The sequence below is a fragment of the Brevibacillus jepli genome (assembly GCF_047229145.1).
Taxonomy (GTDB): Bacteria; Bacillota; Bacilli; order Brevibacillales; family Brevibacillaceae; genus Brevibacillus.
Genome location: NZ_JBFEFW010000010.1, coordinates 31,884 through 51,743, shown reverse-complemented (window position 1 = coordinate 51,743; position 19,860 = coordinate 31,884). Strand labels below are relative to the sequence as shown.

23 protein-coding genes and 1 tRNA gene are annotated in these 19,860 nt (G+C 48.0%); all 24 read right to left on the bottom strand.

From position 1 onward, the window contains the following. Nucleotide 1: 1 nt before the first annotated feature. The 24 genes from trpB to spoIVA all read right to left on the bottom strand — a co-directional run bounded on the left by trpB (nt 2) and on the right by spoIVA (nt 19,715). Complete coding sequence (gene trpB, locus AB1L17_RS12745) at nt 2-1,222, bottom strand: tryptophan synthase subunit beta (protein ID WP_412845212.1); 1,221 nt, start codon at nt 1,220-1,222, stop codon at nt 2-4. After that, nucleotides 1,185-1,853 (bottom strand): phosphoribosylanthranilate isomerase, encoded by a 669-nt coding sequence (locus AB1L17_RS12740; protein ID WP_412845211.1) that lies wholly within the window; start codon nt 1,851-1,853, stop codon nt 1,185-1,187. Before AB1L17_RS12740 ends, trpB begins: the two co-directional genes overlap by 38 nt. Continuing rightward, on the bottom strand, nt 1,850-2,653 hold the full coding sequence (trpC, locus tag AB1L17_RS12735) for an indole-3-glycerol phosphate synthase TrpC (protein WP_412845210.1): 804 nt from the start codon (nt 2,651-2,653) through the stop codon (nt 1,850-1,852). Before trpC ends, AB1L17_RS12740 begins: the two co-directional genes overlap by 4 nt. Then, on the bottom strand, nt 2,643-3,668 hold the full coding sequence (gene trpD, locus AB1L17_RS12730) for an anthranilate phosphoribosyltransferase (protein ID WP_412845209.1): 1,026 nt from the start codon (nt 3,666-3,668) through the stop codon (nt 2,643-2,645). Before trpD ends, trpC begins: the two co-directional genes overlap by 11 nt. After that, on the bottom strand, nt 3,662-5,176 hold the full coding sequence (gene trpE / locus AB1L17_RS12725) for an anthranilate synthase component I (RefSeq protein WP_412845208.1): 1,515 nt from the start codon (nt 5,174-5,176) through the stop codon (nt 3,662-3,664). Before trpE ends, trpD begins: the two co-directional genes overlap by 7 nt. Before the next feature lie 289 nt (nt 5,177-5,465). Then, nucleotides 5,466-5,843: a chorismate mutase gene (gene aroH / locus AB1L17_RS12720; protein WP_412845207.1), complete on the bottom strand. Its 378-nt coding sequence runs from the start codon at nt 5,841-5,843 to the stop codon at nt 5,466-5,468. Between the two features lie 2 nt (nt 5,844-5,845). Continuing rightward, on the bottom strand, nt 5,846-6,946 hold the full coding sequence (aroB, locus tag AB1L17_RS12715; RefSeq protein ID WP_412845206.1) for a 3-dehydroquinate synthase: 1,101 nt from the start codon (nt 6,944-6,946) through the stop codon (nt 5,846-5,848). Further along, nucleotides 6,946-8,109 (bottom strand): chorismate synthase, encoded by a 1,164-nt coding sequence (aroC, locus tag AB1L17_RS12710; protein WP_412845205.1) that lies wholly within the window; start codon nt 8,107-8,109, stop codon nt 6,946-6,948. The genes aroB and aroC overlap by 1 nt, the downstream gene beginning before the upstream one ends. A 224-nt stretch (nt 8,110-8,333) precedes the next feature. Beyond that, nucleotides 8,334-8,492 (bottom strand): hypothetical protein, encoded by a 159-nt coding sequence (locus AB1L17_RS12705; protein WP_007716564.1) that lies wholly within the window; start codon nt 8,490-8,492, stop codon nt 8,334-8,336. A gap of 76 nt (nt 8,493-8,568) precedes the next feature. Next, on the bottom strand, nt 8,569-9,342 hold the full coding sequence (locus AB1L17_RS12700; RefSeq protein ID WP_412845203.1) for a CheR family methyltransferase: 774 nt from the start codon (nt 9,340-9,342) through the stop codon (nt 8,569-8,571). 129 nt (nt 9,343-9,471) lie between these two features. Next, the gene (ndk, locus tag AB1L17_RS12695) at nt 9,472-9,915 is read right to left on the bottom strand and encodes a nucleoside-diphosphate kinase (RefSeq protein WP_007716560.1); all 444 of its coding nucleotides are present in this window, start codon (nt 9,913-9,915) and stop codon (nt 9,472-9,474) included. A gap of 104 nt (nt 9,916-10,019) precedes the next feature. Then, the gene (locus tag AB1L17_RS12690) at nt 10,020-10,985 is read right to left on the bottom strand and encodes a polyprenyl synthetase family protein (RefSeq protein ID WP_412845202.1); all 966 of its coding nucleotides are present in this window, start codon (nt 10,983-10,985) and stop codon (nt 10,020-10,022) included. A gap of 9 nt (nt 10,986-10,994) precedes the next feature. After that, entirely contained in the window at nt 10,995-11,858 is an 864-nt protein-coding gene (locus tag AB1L17_RS12685; RefSeq protein ID WP_412845201.1) for a menaquinone biosynthesis protein, read from the bottom strand. A gap of 4 nt (nt 11,859-11,862) precedes the next feature. After that, nucleotides 11,863-12,459, bottom strand: coding sequence for a UbiX family flavin prenyltransferase (locus AB1L17_RS12680; protein WP_412845200.1), 597 nt, complete (start codon nt 12,457-12,459; stop codon nt 11,863-11,865). Further along, the gene (locus AB1L17_RS12675; protein ID WP_412845199.1) at nt 12,456-13,325 is read right to left on the bottom strand and encodes a UbiA-like polyprenyltransferase; all 870 of its coding nucleotides are present in this window, start codon (nt 13,323-13,325) and stop codon (nt 12,456-12,458) included. Before AB1L17_RS12675 ends, AB1L17_RS12680 begins: the two co-directional genes overlap by 4 nt. Nucleotides 13,326-13,401: 76 nt before the next feature. Next, nucleotides 13,402-14,121 (bottom strand): demethylmenaquinone methyltransferase, encoded by a 720-nt coding sequence (locus AB1L17_RS12670; RefSeq protein WP_412845198.1) that lies wholly within the window; start codon nt 14,119-14,121, stop codon nt 13,402-13,404. Nucleotides 14,122-14,125: 4 nt separating this feature from the next. After that, nucleotides 14,126-14,962: a heptaprenyl diphosphate synthase component 1 gene (locus AB1L17_RS12665; RefSeq protein WP_412845197.1), complete on the bottom strand. Its 837-nt coding sequence runs from the start codon at nt 14,960-14,962 to the stop codon at nt 14,126-14,128. 125 nt (nt 14,963-15,087) lie between these two features. Beyond that, nucleotides 15,088-15,603: a hypothetical protein gene (locus AB1L17_RS12660; RefSeq protein WP_412845196.1), complete on the bottom strand. Its 516-nt coding sequence runs from the start codon at nt 15,601-15,603 to the stop codon at nt 15,088-15,090. Nucleotides 15,604-15,677: 74 nt separating this feature from the next. Then, nucleotides 15,678-15,908, bottom strand: coding sequence for a trp RNA-binding attenuation protein MtrB (gene mtrB / locus AB1L17_RS12655; protein WP_007716531.1), 231 nt, complete (start codon nt 15,906-15,908; stop codon nt 15,678-15,680). A gap of 36 nt (nt 15,909-15,944) precedes the next feature. After that, nucleotides 15,945-16,616, bottom strand: coding sequence for a lytic transglycosylase domain-containing protein (locus tag AB1L17_RS12650; RefSeq protein WP_412845195.1), 672 nt, complete (start codon nt 16,614-16,616; stop codon nt 15,945-15,947). Nucleotides 16,617-16,764: 148 nt separating this feature from the next. Further along, nucleotides 16,765-16,841, bottom strand: a tRNA-Pro gene (locus AB1L17_RS12645). An 81-nt stretch (nt 16,842-16,922) separates the two neighbouring features. After that, nucleotides 16,923-17,489: a GTP cyclohydrolase I FolE gene (gene folE, locus AB1L17_RS12640; RefSeq protein WP_412845194.1), complete on the bottom strand. Its 567-nt coding sequence runs from the start codon at nt 17,487-17,489 to the stop codon at nt 16,923-16,925. Between the two features lie 237 nt (nt 17,490-17,726). Then, on the bottom strand, nt 17,727-17,999 hold the full coding sequence (locus AB1L17_RS12635; protein WP_005831316.1) for a non-specific DNA-binding protein Hbs: 273 nt from the start codon (nt 17,997-17,999) through the stop codon (nt 17,727-17,729). A 237-nt stretch (nt 18,000-18,236) separates the two neighbouring features. After that, nucleotides 18,237-19,715: a stage IV sporulation protein A gene (gene spoIVA, locus AB1L17_RS12630; protein WP_047069484.1), complete on the bottom strand. Its 1,479-nt coding sequence runs from the start codon at nt 19,713-19,715 to the stop codon at nt 18,237-18,239. Nucleotides 19,716-19,860: the final 145 nt, after the last annotated feature.

Below are 19,860 nucleotides of genomic sequence, written 5' to 3'. Positions count from 1 at the left end.
TTTACTCTCCCCCTTCTGCTGTCAGCGCTTCTTGAATGGTCAACACGTCCTTGTCTCCACGACCGGACAAACAAATGACCAAGATTTTGTCTGGGGACAGCTCTTTTGCTCGTTTCATCGCCTCAGCAATCGCATGCGCGCTCTCCAAAGCAGGAATGATGCCTTCTGTTTGACAAAGCACTTGAACCGCTTCTAGTGCTTCCACATCGGTAACCGCTGTATAGGTCACTCGTCCACTGTCTTTGAGATATGAATGCTCAGGCCCCACACCTGGATAATCCAGACCAGCCGAAATAGAATGGGCTTCTTGTACCTGTCCGTACTCATCCTGCAATAAATATGTTAATGAGCCGTGAATGACTCCGGGACGTCCAAGTGTCAGTGTTGCTGCATGCTTGTCGGTATCAATTCCTTTTCCTGCTGCCTCTACTCCCCTGAGTGCAACAGATTTATCCTGAATGAACGGATAAAACATGCCAATCGCATTGCTGCCGCCACCGACGCAAGCAACCACCTCGTCTGGAAGCCTACCGAGCATTAGCAGGATTTGACTGCGCGTCTCTTCCCCGATAATTTTCTGAAATTCACGAACGATGTACGGATACGGGTGTGGGCCAACGACTGAGCCGATTACATAAAAGGTTTCCTCTACATGTGAGACCCAGTGACGAATCGCTTCGTTCGTCGCATCCTTCAGTGTGCGAGAGCCGGATACAGCCGGGATAACTTCGGCGCCGAGAAGCTTCATCCGAAAAACATTCAGCGATTGGCGACGAATATCTTCTTCCCCCATGAACACTTTGCACGATAGTCCCAGCTTTGCTGCGACAGTTGCACTGGCAACCCCATGCTGACCAGCACCTGTCTCTGCAATAATTGATTTTTTACCCATTCGTTTCGCAAGCAGTGCTTGGCCCAAAGCATTGTTCAATTTATGTGCGCCTGTATGATTGAGATCTTCTCTTTTCAAATAGATTTGTGCGCCGCCGAGTGCTTTCGTCAAACGCTCTGCGTAGGTGAGCGGTGTTGGACGTCCTGCATACTCGCTAAGCAGTCCGTTCAATTCAGCAACGAACTCCGGGTCTCGACGTGCTTCTTCAAAAGCGGTCTCTAGCTCTTTCACTGCATTCATCAAGGTTTCCGGAATAAACTTGCCTCCGAATGCACCAAATCGTCCGTTTTCGTCAGGCACGACTCGCGTAGTTGTTTGAATGTTGTTCATGCGCCTTCACCCTCTCCACCAATGTTTTTATTTTCTCGGCGTCTTTTTCGCCATCCGTCTCTACTCCACTGGACACATCGACCATCCCCGCCTGGTACTGACCGATTAACTCCCCTACATTCTCCGCATGAATTCCTCCAGCGATCATGCAAGCTGCTTCCTTGCATGCAGCTTGTAGTGCGGGGATTTGCTCCCACGAAAACTTTTTCCCTGTACCTCCTGCTTGACTGGGGTCATACGTATCGAACAAAAAGGCACTGACAATGCCTTGATAAGATTGGATTGCTTGTACGGCATCCTCTTCGCCGCCTACTGCGAGAGCCTTCCATACAGGAATAGCAAAACGCTCCCGAACCTGCTGACAAAAGTGCGGCGACTCCTGTCCATGCAGCTGGATCACGGATAGCGGTGCTTTGCTAAGCACTTCCTCCAGCTCTTCCAGCGTAGGATTCACAAACACACCGACAGCAGGGGGATGACCTGGGACAGCCGCAAGCAATTCTCCAGCTGTCTGAGGATCTACTTGTCGTTTACTCGGAGCAAATACTAGACCTACGTAATCCACTTCGAGCTCTTTTAACAGCGCAAGTGTTTCCGCACGTTTAATCCCGCATATTTTCAAACGAGTCACAAGCTCACCCCCGGTGTAGCTGCCTCTCCGACGAGATCAATGACGGCGCTCTCTACGTCTTTCTGACGCATAAAATGCTCGCCAACCAGCACAGCTCTGGCTCCTGCTCTTCTTACATGCTCAATATCTGCCGGTGTGGAAATGCCGCTTTCGCTGACGACTGTCAATGATGCTGGCAGTTCTGCAATGAGTTCATGTGTAACAGCCAGGTCGGTTTGAAACGTATTTAAGTTCCTGTTGTTGATCCCGAGCAATTTTGGTTCCATTGCTTGAAAAACTAACTCGCATTCACGCTTGTCATGTACCTCTACCAATACATCCATGCCCAACTCCTCGGCTGTTTGCGCGAGGTGTCGCAACGTATCCCGGTCGAGTATGGCAGCAATAAGCAACACACAATCTGCTCCAGCTGCTCTTGCTTCCACTACTTGTATTTCATCGATGAGAAAGTCTTTTCTGAGCAATGGGCGTTCGACTGCCTCGTGAATTAGCCGTAGATAGGATAGGCTCCCTTGAAAAAATGACTCATCGGTCAAAACAGACAAACATTCTGCACGAGCAGCTTGGTAAGCCTCCGCTATGGCTACTGCGTGGAAATCAGGTCGGATCAGCCCTTTGGATGGCGATGCTTTTTTCACTTCGGCAATCACGCTGACAGGCCGTACACTCGTCTCCAATGCTTGTCGAAATCCGCGTGGACGCTGTATTTCTTTCGTTGCTGTGAGCAATGATGAAACGGTTGTTTCTCTTTGAAGAAGCGCGATCTCTTCACGTTTTTTCTCTACGATTTTACGAAGCATGAATCATTCCTCCTGCGATTTGACGAACGTGCTCCAGCTTGCGCAAAACAAGTCCGTCGTCGATCAGTTCCGCTGCACGTATGACCCCTGCTTCTATCGAGCTAACCCGATCAGCGAGGTACAGAATCGCACCAGCATTCAGCAAAACGATGTCTCGAGCAGCCCCTCGCACACCCGAAAATACCTCATGTATAATTTTGGCGTTCTCATTGGCATCCCCGCCGCGCAGTGCATCCTTCTCATGTCTGCGCAGACCAAACTGCTCCGGCTCGATTTTATAAGTCAAAACGCTGCCATCTCGCAGTTCAGCAATATGGCTCGTTCCTGTGACCGTCAATTCATCCAGACCATCAGATCCTGCCACGACTAATGCTCTTTTTACGTCCAGCTCATGTAGAACTGCCGCAACAGTCGGAAGCAGCTTGGCATCATAAACGCCCATTAACTGATGGCTGGCACCTGCTGGATTCGTCAATGGCCCCAGCAGATTAAATACAGTTCGAATTGCCAATTCTTTTCGCGGGCCAGCCGCATGCTTCATCGCTTGGTGATACAGGGGCGCGAACAGGAAGCAGAGATTCGTCGCACGCAGGCAATCTGCTGCGTCTTTTGGGGACAAATTGACTGGCACTCCCAGCGCTTCCAATACGTCTGCACTGCCGCTTTTACTCGATACCGCACGATTACCGTGCTTGGCGATGCGTACACCGTCAGCCGCTGCGACAATGGCACTCGCTGTCGAAATGTTAAAGGTATGACTTGCGTCGCCACCTGTTCCACATGTGTCAACCAAACCTGCTATATCGATCGGAACGCTCATCGCTCGCGCTCTCATGGCCTTGGCAAAGCCGATGATCTCTTCCGCTTGTTCGCCTTTCAATCGAAGACTCGCTAAAAATGCACCAATTTGAGCTGGTGTTGCCTTTCCGTCCATAATCTCGCCCATCGCTTCTTCTGCAACCGTCCGCGTCAAGTGATTGCCTAGCAGGATTTGCTCCAGTGCGTATGTTAGCATGACAACTCCACCTTTCTGGCAAAGAGCTGTTCTGCTTTTTCCAGAGCAGACAGCATCGCAGCTGCTTTGTTCACCGTCTCTTGATATTCACTCGCAGGAACCGAATCTGCTACGATGCCTGCACCTGCCTGTACATGTGCGTAACCATCTTGAAAGAACAAGGTTCGAATCGTAATACAGCTATCCAGGGAGCCATCAAAGGAGATGTAGCCAATCGCCCCAGCATACAGATGACGTGCATCAGGTTCGAGCTCTGCGATAATTTCCATTGCCCGCAGCTTCGGTGAACCAGATACAGTACCTGCCGGAAACGCACTCAGCAATGCGTCAAAAGCGTGCAGCCCTTCGCGAAGCTTGCCCGTCACATGCGAAACCATGTGCATCACATGGGAGTAGTTTTCAATCACCAACGCTTCTTCTACTTTCACACTTCCGTATGCAGCGACCTTTCCAACATCGTTGCGACCTAAATCCAACAGCATGTAATGCTCTGCCCGCTCCTTCTTGTCTGCCAAAAGATCATCCGCCAGCGCAGCATCTTCTTGGGGAGTCGCTCCTCTTTTTCTCGTTCCTGCAATCGGCCGCATCTCTACTTTTTCATCTTCCACACGTACGAGCAGCTCTGGGGACGTCCCAACAACTGTCTCGCCTTCGTATTCGAGGTAGTACATATAGGGTGATGGATTCAAGGTACGGAGCAGTCGATACACCGCAAACGGATCAACATCCGTCTTCACGGAAAAACGTTGGGACAATACGACCTGAAAAATATCTCCTGCTGCGATATATTCTTTTGCCTGCACGACTAGCTGCTCGTATTGCTCACGCGTCATATTTGGTTGAACAGTCAATGGCGCTGGAGTATGTGTCGCTACTTGAATTCGTTGGTCCATTTCAAGCGGAGCCGATACTTTTGTAGCCAGCTGCTCGATTCTTTCGCAGACTTGCTTGTATTTTTCGCCGATGGATTCTGCGGTGTCCCCTGGCTCTACATGGAGGTTCACAATCAGTTGAATCTCCTGCTTTAAATGGTCAAACGCAATCATCTCGTCAACGAAGAGAAAGCGCATATCCGGCACTCTCACAGCTTCCTTGCGATGTGCTGGCAAATTTTCGAAATAGCGCAGCGTATTATAACCAAAGAAGCCTACGGCACCACCACTGAGACGAGGCAACCCTGGAAGCTTTGGACTTTTGTAACGATCTGTTTCTTCACGCAAAAAGGACACGGGGTTTCCTGTTTGAACGACTTGCCCACCAGTGCGATAAGAAACGGTGATTTCTTCTCCACTGGCTTCGACAATTTGAAAAGGGTTCATGCCTATGAACGAAAAACGGGCCCAGCGAGCTCCGCCTTCAACGCTCTCCAGTAAAAAAGAATCACTCGTGCGAATCTTCTGATACAAGCGAATCGGTGTCTCCTGATCCGCTAACAGCTTCATACTTACAGGGATAAGGGAATACGACGCCGAGAGGGACTGAACCTCGGCAAGGGAAGGGACATACATGGACTCTCATCTCCTTATTAGTGGGAGTGAAAAGAGGACGATAAATCCACCTTTTCTACACCCGCTTTCTAGAGCGAGAGGTAGGGGGAGAAAAATATTCATATACAAAAAAATCCAGACAAAGAGACCTGGATTGGGCGTCAATATGTACCCAGCCTTCTCTTCTCTCCTCAACCTAACTCATCTCAACTCTGCTCTACTCATACTCTGCTCTCAGCCGGCTTTTGCTTATTACCGGAAAAACGAGGCGCTCTCGTTTCACTTATGGTAAAAGAGAGCGCCCTAATTGTCAACCGCGATTTGTCAAATCTGGGCGCAGCTTTACTGCGTCACGCAAAAAGACGTGATGAATATCTTTGGCTGTCTTATCTGTATTTACGTGCATCATGATACGTACACAAAGTGGCAAGCCACCTGGCACAGGGATTTCTCTTGCACACATAAGCGGTACATATTGCCAGGCTTCCCCTTCCAGCATGCGCGCAGCTTGAGCAGGGAAGGTCGCACAGAGATCCTCCGTCGTCGTGATGATGATGCTGCCGATATCTTCAGGGTTTACTTCATTGCGGCTTACCATTTCCGTAAGCAACCATTTGGTTGAGGAGACAATCTCTTCACGAGTATCGGCTTCCACCGTAATCGCGCCTCTGATTCCTCTCATTCCCATCCTTATCCCTCCACTTCTTCTCTCATAACTCCCAGTATGAGTTCTTCCTCTATGTTTTTGACGACTTCAACCTGCCCGATAGTCCTCGGCAAAACCAATGCCAGCTTTCCGCCTATCGTCTTTTTGTCTCGTTTCATAGCTTCCAGCACAGCTTCTGGTGAGAGGCTACCCGGCCAAGCAGTTGGCAAGTGAAACAATTCCAGCATCCGTTTCGTGCGATTGTATACACCCTTCTCGGCAAATCCAATCCGCTCCGCTACCTTCGCTGCCAAACACATCCCAATTGAGATGGCTTCCCCATGATTCAAGGTAGAGTAGGCAGACAACGCTTCAAAAGCATGACCAAACGTATGCCCCAAATTAAGCAGCGCACGTTGTCCCTGCTCCGTCTCATCTTGAGAGACAATTCCCGCTTTGACTGCGCAGCCTTTTTGAATGGCTTTCCCTAATAATTCTGAATCGAGTTGCCATAACGACTCTGCGTTTTCCTCCAGCCAATCGACAAAGGTAGCATCGGCTATGAGTCCATGCTTGATAACCTCTGCAAATCCGGCTGCGACCTCGCGCTTAGGCAAACTATGCAATGCTTTTGTATCGTAGATGACGACCCTTGGCTGATGAAAAGCACCGATGAGATTTTTTCCGAGTGGATGATTGATGGCTACTTTTCCCCCAACCGAGCTATCATGAGCGAGCAAGGTAGTTGGGAGCTGAACGAAATCAATGCCCCGCATGTAAGTTGCAGCCACAAATCCCGCCAAATCTCCAACCACGCCGCCACCGAGAGCCAATACAGCGGACTTCCGATCCAAGCCTGCTTCAATTGCCTCTGTCATCAATTGTTCATAGACAGCAAGGCTCTTCGATTGCTCTCCAGCCGTGATGACCGTCGAGTGGGCTTGATACCCATTCTGCCGCAGAACATCGAGTAATGGCTCCAAGTAATGAACAGCCACATTCTCATCTGTGACAATCATCAGTTTGCTAGTAGAAGCAATTCCTGCCTCTACTAGCAACGCTGCTGCATGGTGCAAAAGACCGTCGCCAATCACAATCTGGTAGGAACGCTCTCCCAGCTCAACAGTCAGATTCTCTGCACTCATTAGAACTTCTCCGTGTACGCACGGTATTGACGCACGTTTTCTACCATATCGTCGAGAGAATCAGATGGGAACTTTTCGCACATTGCATTCGCGATCTCCCACGCTACAACTGCCTCCGCAACCACACTTGCCGCTGGAACAGCACAGCTGTCGGAACGCTCAATACTCGCTGAGAATGGCTCTTTGGAGTCGATATCCACACTCATCAACGGTTTGTACAAAGTTGGGATCGGCTTCATGACACCGCGTACGACTACAGGCATCCCTGTCGTCATTCCGCCTTCCAGTCCACCTGCTCGGTTCGTTTTTCGGCTGTAGCCTGTCTCTTCGTTCCAAATAATCTCGTCATGTACTTGGGAGCCTTTCAGACCGGATGCCTCGAAGCCAATACCGATTTCAACACCTTTGAAAGCCTGAATGCTCATAATCGCTTGAGCAAGACGTCCATCCAGCTTGCGATCCCATTGCACATGGCTTCCCAAACCAATCGGGACACCTTCAACGATAACTTCTACGGTTCCTCCGAGTGAATCCCCGTCTTCTTTTGCTTTGTCAATCGCTGCCATCATCAGTGGCTCTGCTTCTTTATCCAAGCAGCGTACAGGTGATTCCTCTGTACGCGCAATGAGCTCGTCCAGACTCACCTCTTGCCGCTTTGCCACGATCTCATTGATCTGGAGTACCTGTCCGCCCAGACGGATACCAAATGCAGCCAGCAATTGGCGAGCTACTGCACCTACAGCCACGCGGACAGTGGTCTCACGTGCACTTGAACGTTCCAGAATATTGCGCATATCGCGTTGATGATATTTGATAGCTCCATTTAAATCAGCATGTCCAGGGCGCGGACGGGAAACTCGACGCTTTTCTTCCGTGCCTTCCTCTACTGGCTCAGCACTCATGATTCCTTGCCAATGCGTCCAATCATTATTTTCAACGACCAGTGTGATAGGAGCTCCGGTTGTATATCCATGACGGACACCAGAAAGAATTTTCACCTGATCCTTCTCAATCTGCATTCTTCTACCGCGACCATGGCCTTTTTGACGACGTGCCAACTGCTCATTAATCTCCTCAATGGAAATAGGCAAATTGCTCGGTACGCCCTCTATGATTGCTGTTAATTGCGGCCCGTGGGATTCCCCTGCTGTCAAGTAACGCATCTCTATCCTTCCTCCATCCTCCAGGCAGCTTATCTCCCCGATAAGTTCTCCTTTCGGGGTGCTGTCCTTTATCACTTTTAAGCGCTATAATATCATACCTAGTACGCCGTGGAAATACAAAAGTGGCAAACGCTATGAAAAACCTTTTCTTCTTACAGGAAAACGCCCCTCCCTAAAGGAGAAGCGCTCTCTTTACGCTATCGCGTACGTATCGTTATTATTTCCTACACGTTGAAAAAAGGATTGGGGCTTAGCGGCTTGCGCGTGTGATCAACGCGTATCAAATCATCTAGTTGCGTTCTCTCCGCCCCTAAGATCTGACCACATTCCTGCAGCGTGATCAGCCCTCGACGGTATGCTTCGATGACCTTGTGTTTATCCATCTGCTGCCTCCTCTTGCAAAGTAGGTATTCTTATTCTTGGGAAAAAAGGGCAGAGATATACCAAGGCCAACTCGAATCAACCCATTTTTCGATAGAAGAAAGTATCCTCTGTTTCCAGCTGATATTGCTGTGGCTGAAAAATTTGCTCGGTGCTTCCTACAAAAAGAACACCGCCTGGTTTGAGTGCCCGGCTGAATTTATGATACAGCTCATGCTTCGCTTCCTCGGTAAAGTAAATCATCACGTTCCGGCAAATAATCAAGTCAAATTGAGAATCAAATGAGTCCGCCAGCAAATTGTGTTTTTTGAACGTAACTTTTCTCTTTACTTCGTCGGATATGCGATAGCTGAGTGTATCCTTTTCAAAATACTTTGCTACGAGGTCTTTCGGACAATCCTGTAGCGATCGGTCCGTGTACACCCCTTGCTTCGCTTTTGCTAGGGCACCCTCATCAATATCAGACGCAAGCACTGTCGCATCAATCTTCTTGCGCAGCAAAATGAGAGACAGCGTATAAGGCTCTTCCCCTGTCGAGCATGCAGCACTCCAGCATTTCACCCGCGGTGATTGCTTGGCCAACCGTGGCAAAATCTTATTCTCGAGAACTTCCCATCGACCCGGATTGCGGAAAAATTCCGATACGTTAATCGTCATCCGGTCGAGAAACTCATAGAAAAGCTCCTTGTCTTTGGCGATGGCATCGAAATAGTGGGCAAATGTGTTGTAACCACGCTTTTGTCGCAACGAGGTTAGACGGCGCTTCATCTGCGCTTCCTTGTAGAGGGCAAGATCAATTCCGGTCATTTTCTTAACACTAGCAATAAATTGGAGAAAGTCTTTATCATCCATGCAGAATCGTACCCCCTTTGAAGACTTCCTACATTTCATTCGCTATATTTCGTCATTATCCTATCTGTTTTGACAAAGAATTTGACAAAAAAAAGAAAACCCCAATTACTGGGGTTTTCTGTATCAGTCTTAGATCCAGCGTTGGATAGTTTTCTCGAAGGAGAGAACTTCTTCAGCGGAGAACCACAGGCCGATTTCACGCTCAGCGCTCTCAGGAGAGTCAGAACCGTGGATGATGTTCATGCCAACGGAAGTAGCGAAATCGCCACGGATTGTACCGGAAGCAGCGTCTACTGGGTTCGTTTTGCCCATCATAGCACGAGCAGTTGTGATTACGTTGTTACCTTGCCATACCATAGCGAATACTGGTCCGGAAGTGATGAAGTCTACCAGTTCACCGAAGAACGGGCGCTCTTTGTGCTCTGCATAATGTTCTTCAGCCAGTTCGCGGCTAACTGTCATCAGCTTAGCACCTACGAGTTGGTAGCCTTTTTTCTCAAAACGGGAAACGATTTCCCCGATCAGGTTGCGTTGTACACCATCTGGTTTTACCATAAGGAATGTTTTTTCCATTGTAAGTATGCCTCCATTAGAGCTATGTATTGGTGCATAGGACACCAACGAAAATTTTATCAAAACTAGGGTGGTCAAGCAACAGGTATACCGTCAAAATATCATTAAAATTTACGATCGACAATGAAATTGGCGATTCCTGTCAAGGATGTCTTCGCCTGATTGTTAGGCAAATCTGCGAGAATCGCATGCGCACGTGCAATATAGCGTTCGGCAAGGCGCTGTGAGAAGGCAATGCCTTCATCCTCGCGAACCATTCGAATCGCCTCATCCGCATGATCCCAGAACGTATTCGTCGCGATCCATTTCTGGAATTGCTCGCGAGCTTTTCCATGATGAGCCGAATAAAGCGCAGGCAACGTTATGTTTCCATGCACCAGGTCGCTTCCAGCTGGCTTCCCTAACTGTTTCTCTGTACCCGTAAAATCCAAAATGTCGTCGGTAATTTGAAAAGCCATCCCCACATTGTAGCCATACCAGTACATTTTGCGAATCATTTCCTCTGTTGCACCGCTTGCAACTGCTCCCAATTGACAGCTAATCGCAATTAACAGAGCCGTTTTTCGTTTGATTCTGCGCAGATACGTACGGAAGTTTTGATCCCAATTATTCAAATCCTTTACTTGCTGTATCTCTCCCTTACAAACCTCCACGATTGCATTGGAAAGAATTTGATGCAATTGCGGAATGGGAAGCTGAGAGGCAATAGCCAAAGCCCGCGCAAAAATATAGTCGCCCGCGTACATCGCTACTTTATTATCCCACTTCATCCGAACGGTATCTTTTCCACGACGCTTATCCGCATCATCAATCACGTCATCATGAACCAGCGAGGCCATATGGATCAGCTCAAGCGGAACCGCCACATGCTTTAGTTTTTTGACATCGTAATTCCCCCACTTGCCGCCAAGCAAAACAAAAACGGGACGAATCCGCTTTCCTCCTGCCTTGAGTAAGTGAGTAGAAGATAGATACAGCTCTCGAACTGGGGTATCAATTGATTTTTCCAGTTCATCTTCTATGTATTGGACATCTTTTTTCATCTTGAAGTAAATATCGACTAGATTCATCCGTTCCACCTATCTCGTCAACGTAGTATTGGTCTGTCGGCCGCCAGCCTGCCACAGATCGACGGTTGCAGGTGCCGATAGAAGTCCCAGCTCCGCTGCGCATCGGTAATAGTACTCCAGTCCAATCCGCTGAACGTCACCGAAATCGTGCTGTAATCCTTGGAAATAGTGGATCCATTGTTCTTTTTCTCCACCAAAATGAGTGTGAACGTAGTCAATCAATGGGGCTGTATTCGCTCTGTTCTTCCTTTTGCTCTCTAAAAAGGAAGCATGGACTTCTGCGATCAAGTCATGGTGCTCGGCAATAACCGCTCGGCGAAGAGCCCAAATCGCAAAGGTCATCGAATAACCCGTAAATTGGTGCCACAGCTCCCCTAAGTCATAGACGTGCAGGTCACCCGCTGTTCTTTCTGCAGAAATGGCGTCATCACCGATCAAGAGCGCTGCATCAGCATCCTCCAGCATTTCTCGCAGGATAGGCTCCTGTGTAACGTATGAAATCTCATAATCGTAAAACTTATGGAGAATGATCTTCAAAAGGTTTACCGTGGTAGCCGATGTGTTCGTCAACGCAATTTTGGCACCGTTTAGTTGTCCAATTGGCTTTTTGCTGAACAAGAAAAGGGAGCCTACTCTCCCCTTGGCACTGACAGACAGGTCTGCCAATGCCACGTATTCGGAAGTATGCTCAGCATAGCTAAATGAAGAAATCGGACCCAGGTCAATCTCGCCATTCGCCATCGCCAGGTTTAACTGGGCAGGAACCTGGCGGATGAATTCAATACGGTCTTCGAATTTCGCCTGATCAAAATAGAAGTAAACCGGCAATACATTGGTATACAAAATTTGTCCAACGCGCAAAGATTTTTGCATGCGTTTATTCCCCCCAACGCCGGAACAGCGAATGTGGTACATCGATTGCATCCAAAGTTTTCCCTACAACAAAATTGATCAGATCATCCATGGTTTGCGGTTTCTGATAGTAGCCTGGCATGGCAGGCAAAATCTTGACTCCAAGGCGGCTTAATTTGAGCATGTTCTCGAGCTGAATCGCATTGAGCGGCGTCTCTCTCGGAACGATAACCAATCGCCGACCTTCCTTGATCATGACATCAGCGACACGCTCCAGCAAATTACCCGACGCCCCGTGTGCGATACCTGACACGGTCCCCATCGAGCACGGTACTACGATCATACCGTCACAACGATAGGAACCACTGGCTGCGGGACAATTGAAATCTCGCAGTCCCCAATAATGAAGCTCACCGGAAAAGTCTTGTTGCAGCTTCTCCTGCAAAAGTGCTTCCCTGTCATCGGTGTGCCAATCCAGTTCATCACGAAACACTTGCCAGCCTGCTTCTGTAATCATCAAGTGTACGATATGTCCCGCACGCAATAGCTCCTGGACGACTCGAACACCATAGATTGCGCCACTTGCACCCGTTATCCCGACAGCCCATTTTTGAATGCTCATGCAATCACCAAATCAATCATCGTAAATGTAAACATCACGACACTCAAGATGCCGTTCATATTGAAGAACGCCATGTCGAGCTTCGACAGGTCAGTTGGCTTCACCAACGTGTGCTCATAGATCAAAATGGCACCAGAAATCAGCACGCCTACCAGGAACCAAATAGACAAGTCCGCTACTACATACAAAGACATCAAGCCCACGAAAGTAAGAACATGGCATACTCGTGCAATCAGAAGCGCATTGGCAATTCCAAAGCGACTAGGCATTGAGTAGAGTCCCTCTTTTCGGTCAAACTCAGCGTCCTGGCACGCGTAAATGATATCAAAACCTGCAGTCCAGAACATGACAGATGCAAACAATAGAAGTCCGATTCCATCTACTTGACCCGTCGTGGCTACCCAGCCTCCCAATGGACCAAAGCCGATGGCAACCCCTAGAACAAAGTGACAAAGCCAAGTAAAGCGTTTGGTATAGGAATATAGCACAAGAACAAACACGGCAAGCGGCAACAATTTCACAGCCAAATCATTTAACTGGAACGCAGCAATGAACAACACTGTAAATGACACCACGATAAATAATACGACTTCCAAAATAGAAATGAGGCCAGCAGGAATAGCTCGCGTGACCGTCCGTGGATTTTTGGCATCAATAACCCGATCAATGACACGGTTTAAAGACATCGCTGCACTGCGTGCACCCACCATGGCTACCGTCACCCAGAAAATTTCCGTCCAGGTAGGCCAAGCATTTTCTACTACAATACTTCCCAAAACAGCTCCCATAAAAGCAAACGGCAAGGCAAAAAGGGAGTGCTCGAATTTTATCATTTCCAAGATGATTTTCAATTTACGTAGACCCATCTATGACACTTCCTATCTACTGAAGAAATACCGGGTAATCCCCTACGCGCACATATAACGTGACTGTAGAGTAATGCTATGGCTTTGTGCCGATATGAAGAGCTGATACGCCGCCCATAAACAATTTGACCTGAACCGGGTCCAAGCCTGCTTTCTGAAACATGTTTGCCAGCTCGCGACTGTCTGGGAAATTGGTCAGGGAATGTGGCAGCCATGCATACTCTTCGTATTTATTGACTGTCAGCTTCGCGATCAATGGCAAAATTTTGTAGAAATATAAGTAAAATAGCTTGCGGTACGGAATGAATGGGGGCTTGGACACTTCGAGCGAAACGACTTTACCACCCGGCTTCACAACACGAGCCATTTCATTCAAAACCTGCTGAACATCCGGTACATTACGCAAGGCAAAGCCAATCGTTGCGAAGTCAAATGTGTTATCCTCGTAGGGCAGGTTCATCGCGTCTGCGTTTACTAGCTTTACGTTGTTGCTCACACCTGCATTCGCTACTTTATAGGCCCCTACATCCAGCATGTTTTGACTAAAATCAAGCCCTACGACACTGCCTTCTTTTCCAACAGCCTTGGCCAAAGCAATTGTCCAGTCTGCTGTACCGCAGGCAACATCCAATGCCGTATGCCCTGGCTGAATATTCATCTGCTTCATCGTGTAATTACGCCAAGCAATATGACTGCCAAAGCTGATTACATTATTCATTTTGTCGTAATCGCTTGCAATGCTCTCGAATACGGAGTGAACGTACTTTGCCTTCTCTTTCATTTGTGTCTGGTTCACTTGGCTACATCTCCTCAATTACCTTCTTCAGGCGACTTATCCGATGGGAGTACCGTGCCGTAATTGACGCAAGCATGTTGCGTGTTTCTGCAGGATGCAGCGTACGCACCATTTGCTCACACAAACCGATCAATTCGATGGCTTTCACCTCAACACCCGACAGTACTTGGGCGAGTGTAGCCCCAGGTTTTTGCAGCAAAAAACGGGCAAAACCAAAGGGAACTTGTTCTTGCCATTTGAGTTGCTCCCATTCTCCGATAACACTCTCTACCTTGGCTGTTTCCTTCATGAGATCGCTCCAGAAGCGACGGCGCTCAATCGAGTCGGCATATTCCTCTACAACTGCCACGTATAAGCCCGTATCAATCGTATTACGCAGATCCCAATACTCTTCATCTGATAAAGTTTTGCCATCGCGCCCTGCGATGTACAGTTTCATTTTCGCTTCGTTCACTCGTTGAATCGCTGCCGACAACACTTGAATCGCTTGGATTTCACCGGTCGAAGCCAGGAGGTGATAATAGCGACTACTGTAGTAGTCACCCGCAAGCACCGTCAATTGTCGATTTCGCTCCGCATTCTGTGAGGAGTCATACTCATTCTTCACGAGTTCGTGTGTGTCCAGGCCCAATTGGACAAGCCCTGTCGCTGTACATAAAACCGAAGCCCTTTCCTTCGGCATACCTTGTTCCAGCAAAAATAGGTACAACAGCTCGAGACGATTTTCCGCCATGGAAGGAACGTCAACATAATATTCTACATAGGAATGGGTAATTCTCTTGTAGATTTGTTCGATAATGGACCGAACTTCTTCTACATTCGGGGAAAGTTCTTTGCTCATGCGTCCTCCTCCACAAGCTGCACAACCTAAAGATGTCTGCCTGTTCCGTACTGTTCCTTACTCTTCGGTCTTCCTCTGCCGTCCGGTCAAAAGGCCGTCTTTACTATCATACCATACTTCTTCCATCAGGGACTAATTCGCTCATAAAAATACGACTCGATTCGAATCGGAAATGTGCTCGTAACAAAGGTCTCAATATCTGAGCCGTCGGTTAAAGGTTTGTCATGCTCTGCGAGATTCTCCGTTGTCGCTTGTATGGCAATCAATAATCTCGATTCTTTTAGAGGGTCCGTCTCTTCCAGCAAGCGATAGTATACAGGTCCAACATTATCTGCATAGGTATGTAAATCATATGTCAAACGGTAAAAATCACGATAGACATTGTTTAACTCTACTTTTTCGGCAGGTTTCACCACAAAATCGACATAGATCGATGGGTTTTCCCATTTTATACGCTTAATATTATAATGTGGCGACATCCTTGTAAACAAATCAAGGGCATTTTGCTCGCTTAAGTGAATCGCACGGGCAGACTGAAACGTCGGAATATCGGCTTGCATCCACTGATTGGTAGGAACGAGCGACAGCATAAGAGCCAAGAAAGTGGAAACAGCAATGGCCATCAACAATTGGCGTGGCATAGACATCCCTCCTCTCCTCCATTGTACAAATAAAAAAAGCAGGCTATGCCTGCTTCTTAGCAAAACGACGCTCTTTATTCGGTCGTATCTACGACGCCATGCTGAGAGTAAATCACTGCTTTTCCTCGCACCTTAATCGCAGAGGTGTGCTCGGTAAATTGAAAAATCATCACTTCGCCTTTATCGAGCTTCTCTGTATGATGAAAACGCGTATCAGTGCCCCTTGTTAACCCGATCACATGAACGCCATTTTCCTTTGCTTTGACAACGAAATAATCCTGATTAAAACCCGATGGTTGTGCCAATTTGTTTCCTCCTGACCAATACAGTATGCGCTTCGTCTAGTATGATGTCCCTTCGGACTCCAGTCGGCTCATGATTTTATCAACATAGCGCTGTGTCTCTTGCGGCAATTGGTCAAACTTCGCTTCCAGCTCTTCATCACTGCTGATTCCCAGACGGCTCATCCGACCTGGTCCAGCATTGTAAGCAGCAAGCGCTACTTTTACATCTCCATCATATCGATCCAAGAGCGACTTCAAATATTTTGTTCCACCTGCAAGATTTTCATCAGGGTCGTATACATTGCGGACTTGCATAGCTTTTGCTGTATTGTCCATCAGCTGCATCAAGCCCTTCGCCCCTGCGTGAGATTCTACGTTCGGATTGAAGTTGGATTCGGCCCTGACGACCTCTCTCACCAGATCAGCGTCTACTCCGATTGCTTTGGCTGTCTGATCAATCTTGCCCAAGATTTCCGGGGTAGGAACAGATGGCCCTTTTTCAAAAAACAGGGACTGATCATTTTGATTATGGGCAGGAATCTTCCAGTTCCTTGTACCATCTAGCTTGGCCAGAATCTCCTGTGAACTAATAACCCGCTGGCCGGTTGTTGCTAACTGGGACTGCAATATGTCCGAGAAAAGCCCCTCTTCTCCATTCGAAAGCGAGGAGGAATCATAAGATTGCGGCATTGTTTGCAAATATGGCTGAAGTGATACAGGCACCTTCATAGCATGAACAACCCTTCCCTAGCTTGTCTACCTATCATTATAAAAAAGAAATATCAGGAAGCCAATAGCAAAATGACGCGACATGGGAGCGTATGAGTATCATAAAAAAAGAAGCCTATGCAACAGGCTTCTGATCGTCTTATGCAGATGGTCGGAATGCAGGGATTCGAACCCTGGACCTCACCCACCCCAAGGGTGCGCGCTACCGGGCTGCGCCACATCCCGACTGTACATCCGTACTATACAATATTTTACCTATAGAGTCAATATAATTTCCTTATTTTTGCATCTTTACAAATGCGATGACTATGTGCGAATCAAGCTAAATACTTCTGCACGGGCAGCCGCATCTTTCTCAAACATCCCGCGAACAGCAGAGGTGATCGTTTTCGAGCCTGGCTTTTTCACACCACGCATCGTCATGCACATATGCTCTGCTTCTACCACCACGACTACGCCATGCGGATCGAGCTTGCGCATAATCGCGTCTGCTACTGTCGCTGTAATTCGTTCCTGTAGCTGAGGACGTTTTGCAACGGTATCAACCGCACGCGCTAGCTTGCTCAGTCCTACCACGCGGCCACCACGCGGCACGTAAGCCACATGTGCCTTCCCGAAGAAGGGAACCAGGTGATGTTCACACATGGAGTAAAACGGAATGTCCTTCACCAAAACCATTTCCTCATGTTCTTCGCTAAAGACCGTCTCGAAATACTGCTCCTCGTCTATATGCATGCCTTCGAATACTTCGGCGTACATTTTCGCAACACGCTTAGGGGTATCCAGCACTCCTTCTCGATCAGGATCGTCCCCCACTGCTTCTAGGATCATGCGAACAGCTTGCTGTATTTTATCCAAGTCGACGTTCATCATTGTACCTCCTACGTAACGGCATACCGCCTTGTTTCTCACCACTATTGTCTGGCCGCTCCAAGATCCTGTCAGACTCAGTGCCTGCTCGCGATCAAAGCCAATCTTACCATATCGGTATAAAAAAGACAAAAAGATATGCCAGTATTTTCATAGGCAAACTGTATGTACATAGAAAAAAACCCACATTTTATCAATGTGGATTTTTTTATGTAAGTGCTTCGTTCTCAAAAGAAACAACTACTTGATGGAGTCTTTGAGTTGTTTACCTGGTTTAAACGCAGGTACTTTGCTGGAAGCGATTTCGATCTCTTCACCAGTTTGTGGGTTACGACCTTTACGAGCCGCGCGCTCACGAACTTCGAAGTTACCAAAGCCGATCAGTTGGACTTTATCACCAGTTTTCAATGCATCTGCAATTGCGTCGAGAACGGCATCAACTGCTTTTGTTGCATCTTTCTTGGTGAGTTCTGTGGTTTCAGCCACTTTTGCAATCAGTTCTGTTTTGTTCATTTTATTCACCTCCCCTCAAAGAACACCAAGTCCTAGCTATTATTTTTCTTAACCGAAACGAAGCGTTTTATACACGATTGGTTGTTTTTACCGATCTGACAAGCTTATAGTAATACACCGATTTCTTAAATTCAAGCCCCTCCTGTCGAAATTGAACGAAATACAAGAAAAAAAGGCATCTCGTCATGTCAGATGCCTTCCCTTTGTTTCTAATTTATAGGTCTTTAGAACTAATTATCAGAGTATGATGGCAATTAGGCCACCCGATCCTTCATTGATGATTCGACCCAAAGTCTCCTGTAATTTGTACCTTGCGTTGTCTGGCATCATGGTAATTTTTGCCTGAATGCCTTCTCTCACGATGGAATGGAGCGAGCGGCCGAATATATCGGAGTTCCAGATGGACAGCGGATCTTTGTCAAAATCTTGCATGAGATAGCGGACAAGCTCCTCACTCTGCTTCTCTGTTCCGATAATCGGAGCGAACTCAGACTCTACATCCACCCGAATCATGTGAATAGACGGCGCTGTCGCTTTGAGTCTCACTCCAAAGCGCGGTCCCTGGCGGATCAGTTCAGGTTCGTCCAAGGTCATTTCATGCAACGACGGGGCTGCAATACCGTAGCCCGTACTGCGGACCATGTGCAACGCTTCTGCAACCTGATCGAACTCCCGCTTGGCGTGGGCGAATTCCTGCATGATTTTCAGCAAGTGATCCTTGCCATTTATCTCTACACCCACAATCTCCATCAAGATACGGTCATACAGTTCATCTGGCGCGTAGAGGTCAATTTCTGCAATCCCTTGACCCATATGCATGCCTGCAAGGGAGGCCCTCTCTACGAAGTCATAGTCATTGAAGAAGCCGACGACACGGTCCACATCGCGTAACCGGCGGATGTCCTGCACGGTCTCACGTACAGCTTCTTCGTAGTTCTGACGCAGCCAGTGCCCGTTTTCAAGCACCATCACCCAGCTAGGCAGATTCACATTCACTTCATGTACTGGGAATTCAAACAGAACTTCTCTCATCAGTAGCAAGATTTCCTGCTCTGTCATATGATCGACAGACAATGCAACGACAGGTACATCGTATTTTTCCTGGAGCTGTACGCGCAGGTTTTGCGCTTCGTCGGAGCGAGGACGCGTAGAGTTCACTACGATCACGAACGGTTTTCCGACTTCCTTCAGTTCGTTCACGACCCGCTCTTCTGCATCGATGTATCCTACACGCGGTATTTCCGCGATGCTGCCATCTGTTGTCACCACAATCCCGATGGTCGAGTGCTCCTGGATAACCTTGCGCGTCCCGACTTCGGCCGCTTCCTCAAATGGCACAGGCTCTTCATACCAAGGTGTATTCACCATCCGTGGTCCATTGTCGTCTTCGAAGCCTTTTGCCCCTTGCACCGTATAGCCAACGCAGTCAACGAGGCGGACATTAATGCTGAGTCCTTCTGTTACATGTACGTTCACGGCCTGGTTCGGAACAAATTTGGGTTCTGTAGTCATGATTGTTCGCCCTGAAGCGCTCTGTGGCAATTCGTCTGTAGCTCGTATCCGCTCCGCTTCAGAATTGATATTCGGGATTACGACTTGCTCCATAAACCGCTTGATAAAGGTCGACTTTCCCGTACGAACCGGGCCTACCACTCCGAGGTAGATGTCTCCGCCCGTCCGTTCGGCAATGTCTTTAAAGATGTCGACTCGTTCCACCATCGATGACCTCCTTCTATTTGTCTATTTTTACACTATGACCGATTTTCCGAATTATCCCTGACCGCCAGTATTTTCGTAGGGAATCTCGTACTAGTTTTGTGGACAGTACAAATATATGTATTTTTGCGTTAACTAGAACAAA

Bases quoted from the DNA above. Each gene is read 5' to 3' on its own strand.
- trpE (WP_412845208.1), bottom strand. From the start codon at position 5,176: ATGTATGTCCCTTCCCTTGCCGAGGTTCAGTCCCTCTCGGCGTCGTAT.
- aroC (WP_412845205.1), bottom strand. From the start codon at position 8,109: ATGCGTTACTTGACAGCAGGGGAATCCCACGGGCCGCAATTAACAGCA.
- folE (WP_412845194.1), bottom strand. From the start codon at position 17,489: ATGATGAACGTCGACTTGGATAAAATACAGCAAGCTGTTCGCATGATC.
- AB1L17_RS12675 (WP_412845199.1), bottom strand. From the start codon at position 13,325: ATGGGTCTACGTAAATTGAAAATCATCTTGGAAATGATAAAATTCGAG.
- ndk (WP_007716560.1), bottom strand. From the start codon at position 9,915: ATGGAAAAAACATTCCTTATGGTAAAACCAGATGGTGTACAACGCAAC.
- AB1L17_RS12685 (WP_412845201.1), bottom strand. From the start codon at position 11,858: ATGCAAAAATCTTTGCGCGTTGGACAAATTTTGTATACCAATGTATTG.
- trpC (WP_412845210.1), bottom strand. From the start codon at position 2,653: ATGCTTCGTAAAATCGTAGAGAAAAAACGTGAAGAGATCGCGCTTCTT.
- AB1L17_RS12705 (WP_007716564.1), bottom strand. From the start codon at position 8,492: ATGGATAAACACAAGGTCATCGAAGCATACCGTCGAGGGCTGATCACG.
- aroB (WP_412845206.1), bottom strand. From the start codon at position 6,946: ATGAGTGCAGAGAATCTGACTGTTGAGCTGGGAGAGCGTTCCTACCAG.
- AB1L17_RS12700 (WP_412845203.1), bottom strand. From the start codon at position 9,342: ATGGATGATAAAGACTTTCTCCAATTTATTGCTAGTGTTAAGAAAATG.
- AB1L17_RS12690 (WP_412845202.1), bottom strand. From the start codon at position 10,985: ATGAATCTAGTCGATATTTACTTCAAGATGAAAAAAGATGTCCAATAC.
- trpD (WP_412845209.1), bottom strand. From the start codon at position 3,668: ATGCTAACATACGCACTGGAGCAAATCCTGCTAGGCAATCACTTGACG.
- AB1L17_RS12665 (WP_412845197.1), bottom strand. From the start codon at position 14,962: ATGAGCAAAGAACTTTCCCCGAATGTAGAAGAAGTTCGGTCCATTATC.
- AB1L17_RS12650 (WP_412845195.1), bottom strand. From the start codon at position 16,616: ATGAAGGTGCCTGTATCACTTCAGCCATATTTGCAAACAATGCCGCAA.
- AB1L17_RS12660 (WP_412845196.1), bottom strand. From the start codon at position 15,603: ATGCCACGCCAATTGTTGATGGCCATTGCTGTTTCCACTTTCTTGGCT.
- AB1L17_RS12635 (WP_005831316.1), bottom strand. From the start codon at position 17,999: ATGAACAAAACAGAACTGATTGCAAAAGTGGCTGAAACCACAGAACTC.
- aroH (WP_412845207.1), bottom strand. From the start codon at position 5,843: ATGGGAATGAGAGGAATCAGAGGCGCGATTACGGTGGAAGCCGATACT.
- trpB (WP_412845212.1), bottom strand. From the start codon at position 1,222: ATGAACAACATTCAAACAACTACGCGAGTCGTGCCTGACGAAAACGGA.
- AB1L17_RS12680 (WP_412845200.1), bottom strand. From the start codon at position 12,459: ATGAGCATTCAAAAATGGGCTGTCGGGATAACGGGTGCAAGTGGCGCA.